The sequence below is a fragment of the Streptomyces sp. NPDC059456 genome, assembly GCF_042750055.1.
Taxonomy (GTDB): Bacteria; Actinomycetota; Actinomycetes; order Streptomycetales; family Streptomycetaceae; genus Streptomyces.
Genome location: NZ_JBHYVA010000785.1, coordinates 1 through 3,704 on the forward strand (window position 1 = coordinate 1; position 3,704 = coordinate 3,704).

Genomic DNA, 3,704 nt, shown 5'->3' on the forward strand with positions numbered 1-3,704 from the left:
CGTCGAGCGACCGCCCGCCCCCCCCCCCCCCCACAAGCTCATTTCTATGTCAATGGTTGTTGTTTTTAGAGTCCTGCCGCCTCGACCACCACGCAGCACTCCCCCGGCCGGGCGTCCATCCGTGCGCGGACGGGAGCGTCGGCGCCGAGCAGCCCCTCCAGCAGCGCGAGGTTCATGCCGCAGACGAGCGGCGGAAAGCCTTCCGCGACCGCATGGAAGGGGCAGTTGCGCATGCGGACGACGGGTGCGGCCGCCCCGCCGTCCGCCACGTACGGTTCGTAGCCGCGGGCGGCCAGCACGTCCACGGCCTCTTCGAGGCCCGCGCAGGGCACGGCCGATCCCCGCAGGGCCTCGCCCCGGCGGCGCGCGACGGCGCAGAGCCCGGCATCCAGCCCGGCCTGCTCGGCGGCCTCGGCGAGCAGTTCGGCGACGGTGCGGTAGTCGCGGGCGGGCAGCGAGACCGACCGCTCGGCCCGCGCCCGCGTGTACACCTTGGCGGGGCGGCCCGCCCCCGGCCCCGAGCGGCCCGTCAGGCGGCGGCTGCCGCTGTCCAGCAGCCCGGCCTCGGCCAGCTTGTCCAGGTGGTGCGCGGCGAGCGTGCGCGCCACCCCCACCGCTTCGGCGGCCTCGTTGCGGCCGACCTCACGGCCCTGCGCCGCCACGTACTCGTACAGCCGGCGCCGTACCGGATCCTGCAAGGCCGCGATCGCATCGATGTCCTTCACCCGGCCATTCTAGGAACGACGCAGGTTGGAGACGGAAGGGCGGACGGGGCGGACGGGGTGGGCGGGGCGGCCGGGGTGGCCGGGCGCGGCAGCCGGAAATGCCTGGCCCGCCGCCGGCCGCTCCGGTGAGAATGAGCGCATGATCGCCACCTCGCCCCAGGGACCCGTCGGGGCACCTCGCGCCGTCACCGAGCTCGCGGCGGGGCAGCCGGTACGGGCCGTATGGCAGAACGACCTCGGCGGGCTGACGTTCCAGGTGGGCCTGGGCGCCACCCGGCGGTTCGTCAAGTGGACGCCGGCCGGCAGCGGGATCGACCTTGCGGCCGAGGTGGCGCGCCTGCGGTGGGCGGCGAGGTTCGCGGTGGTGCCGCGGGTACTCGGCGAAGGCGCCGACGAAGCCGGGTCCTGGATCGTCACCCACGGCCTGCCCGGCCGGATGGCGGTGGACGACCACTGGAAACGCGACCCCGGCACCGCGGTGCGCGCGATCGGCTCCGGGCTGCGCGCGCTCCATGACGTGCTGCCCGTCGCGGACTGCCCCTTCGACTGGTCGGCCGGGGAACGGCTGGAGAGGGTACGGTCGCGAGCGGCCGCGGGCCGCACCGACCCGGCCGACTGGCCTGAGGACCTCCGGCACTTCGGCACCGTCGAGCGCGCACTCGACGTACTCGCCGACGTCCCGCCCGTCGACCGGTTCGTGGTCTGCCACGGCGACGCTTGCGCCCCCAACACCCTGGTCGGCGACGACGGCACGTGGACCGGGCACGTCGACCTCGGCACGCTCGGTGTCGCCGACCGCTGGGCGGACCTCGCCGTCGCCACCTGGAGCACGCAGTGGAACTACGGCCCGGGCTGGGAAGAGCCGCTGCTCGAAGCCTACGGAGTCGAACCGGACCCGGAACGGATCGCGTACTACCGGCTGCTGTGGGAACTGTCGGACTGAAGCACCACAGAGTGCGCCGGTCGCCGCATGCGGCGTCACCCTCCCGTCCCCACCCCGGTGCCGCCGGTTTCGGAATCTGTGATTCCGGGGACGGTGTCCCAGCATCGCCGTGTTTGTCCCTGCGCCGCGACGGCGCCTGACGCGACAGCCGAGGGAGACCATGGGTTGGAAAGGCGCACGTCGGACGGCCGTGCCGGCCGCACTTGCCGCAGTGGTCGCCCTCGTCCTGGCGGCTCCTCCGCCGGTCGCCGCCGCGTCCCGGACCGGGTCCGCGCCGTCGTCCGGAGGCATGGCCGCGGCCGCACGGCGGCAAGGCTCCCCGACTCCGCCTCCGCCCCGTCTTCCCCGCGACTTCCGCGGCAAGGGCAAGTGGATCGTCCGCGACCTGGGCATCACCGTGCCGTTCACCTGGGAGGGCAGGGACGGCGACAGCCAGATGACCGCGGGAGGCCCGCAGTACCCGATCTGGTTCACCAACCTGATCTACCACGACACGCTCTACACACTGACGTACAAATGGCCCGGCCTGACCGAACACCCCTGTTCGGCCATCCCGGGCTTCAACCTGGAAGCGCTCAACCAGGCGTTCGAGAAGGCCCGGTTCGTCGGGCCGGAGACCCTGCGGGGCACCCGCCCGCAGCGGAAGGTGAACCACTGGAGGGTGGGCGTGGTCTTCCCGGACCTGCCGCCCGGGAATCACCCGCGGCTGCCGCTCGCGCTGGGCGACGTCTACGTCGACGAGCACGACCGGGGCACCTTCTGGCAGGTGCTGCAGTTCGGTGTCCAGAACCTGTACGACCCCGAGCTGGACGAGTGGCTGGTGATGGACACCTTCGAGCACCGGCCCGGAACCGTGACGCTCCCCCGGCGGTGCGCGGCACCCCGGTGGGCGCCGCCCCGGTGAGCACCGGGGCGGCGTGTGATCAGCCCGTGTGACCGGGGGCCGTCCGGTCGTACTCCATCTGGAGGGCGGTACGACGGGCCAGCGGCTCGCCGAAGAGCCGGCCCACGATGTGCAGGCTGGCGTCGATGCCCGCGCTGATCCCCGCGGAGGTGACGATGTCGCCGTCGTCGACCCACCGGGCGTCCGTGCGCACCCGGATGTCCGGCCAGCGCTCGGCCAGTTCGGCCTGGTCCTCCCAGTGGGTCGTGGCCGGCCGGCCGTTCAGGGCCCCGGTCGCGGCCAGCAGGAAGGCCCCGGTGCAGATGCTGAACGTCAGCGAGGAGGTCTTGCGGCGACGGTCCAGCCAGTCGATGACGCGCGCGTCCGCCTCCACCGCCGTGGTGACGCCGCCGGGGATCACCAGCACGTCGAAGGGCGGGTCCTGGTCGAGGGTGTGATCCGCGACGACCTTCAACCCGCCGCGGGCACGGACCGGCCGGTCGGACACCGCGACCGTCACCACGCGCAGCAGCGGCTCGTCGGCGGCCGTGCGGGCGAATCGGCCGGCGGTGCTGAAGACCTCGAAGGGGCCTCCCATGTCGAGTACCTCGACCTCGTCGAAGACGAGCATCCCGAAAGTGAGCGGAGCAGCGGTGGCGGGTTTCATGCCGCAAGCTTCGGGCCTCGCAGCCGTCGTCCGACAGTGTCGTGAACGGCGTGTACCGCTAGGATTCCGCCATGCGCCAGCATCGGATCGCCTGCCTCGCCTTCGACGGGATGGCCCCGTTCGAGCTCGCCACGGTCGCCGAGGTGTTCGCGGTGTCCCGGCCGGAGCTGGACGTGGAGTGGTGGTACCGGTTCGAGCTGTGCGCCGAGACTCCCGGTCCGCACCGGGTCGTGGGCGGCTTCGACATCGTGGTGCACCACGGCATCGACCGGCTGCGGTACGCCGACACCGTGGTCGTACCGGGGGTGGCGGACGTGCACCACGACGTCTCCCCGGCCGTCCTGGACGCGCTGCGGGAGGCCGGGATCTAAGACGTGCTACAGCGCCACCTCAAGTACGACCGGCACTACACGTACTGGGAATACCGCCAGCTGGCCTTCCCCAATAACCGGGGCATGCTCATCGACCTGGTTTACGGGAACGGGC

At 72.6% G+C, this 3,704-nt stretch carries 4 protein-coding genes and 1 pseudogene; 3 read left to right on the top strand and 2 right to left on the bottom strand.

Annotation, left to right across the window (positions count from 1 at the left end):
• Positions 1–65: 65 nt before the first annotated feature.
• Positions 66–725, bottom strand: coding sequence for a helix-turn-helix transcriptional regulator (locus ACFXA3_RS38395; protein ID WP_385195287.1), 660 nt, complete (start codon positions 723–725; stop codon positions 66–68).
• A 139-nt stretch (positions 726–864) separates the two neighbouring features.
• Between ACFXA3_RS38395 and ACFXA3_RS38400 the strand changes: the two genes are divergently transcribed.
• Complete coding sequence (locus ACFXA3_RS38400) at positions 865–1,668, top strand: aminoglycoside 3'-phosphotransferase (RefSeq protein ID WP_385195289.1); 804 nt, start codon at positions 865–867, stop codon at positions 1,666–1,668.
• A gap of 190 nt (positions 1,669–1,858) precedes the next feature.
• Positions 1,859–2,572: a hypothetical protein gene (locus ACFXA3_RS38405; protein WP_385195292.1), complete on the top strand. Its 714-nt coding sequence runs from the start codon at positions 1,859–1,861 to the stop codon at positions 2,570–2,572.
• A 19-nt stretch (positions 2,573–2,591) separates the two neighbouring features.
• On the opposite strand, the gene ACFXA3_RS38410 is transcribed toward ACFXA3_RS38405, so the two are convergent.
• On the bottom strand, positions 2,592–3,218 hold the full coding sequence (locus ACFXA3_RS38410) for a DJ-1/PfpI family protein (protein ID WP_385195295.1): 627 nt from the start codon (positions 3,216–3,218) through the stop codon (positions 2,592–2,594).
• A 335-nt stretch (positions 3,219–3,553) separates the two neighbouring features.
• Here ACFXA3_RS38410 and ACFXA3_RS38415 point away from each other — a divergent pair.
• A pseudogene (locus ACFXA3_RS38415) lies at positions 3,554–3,704 on the top strand (exodeoxyribonuclease III); the annotation flags it as partial.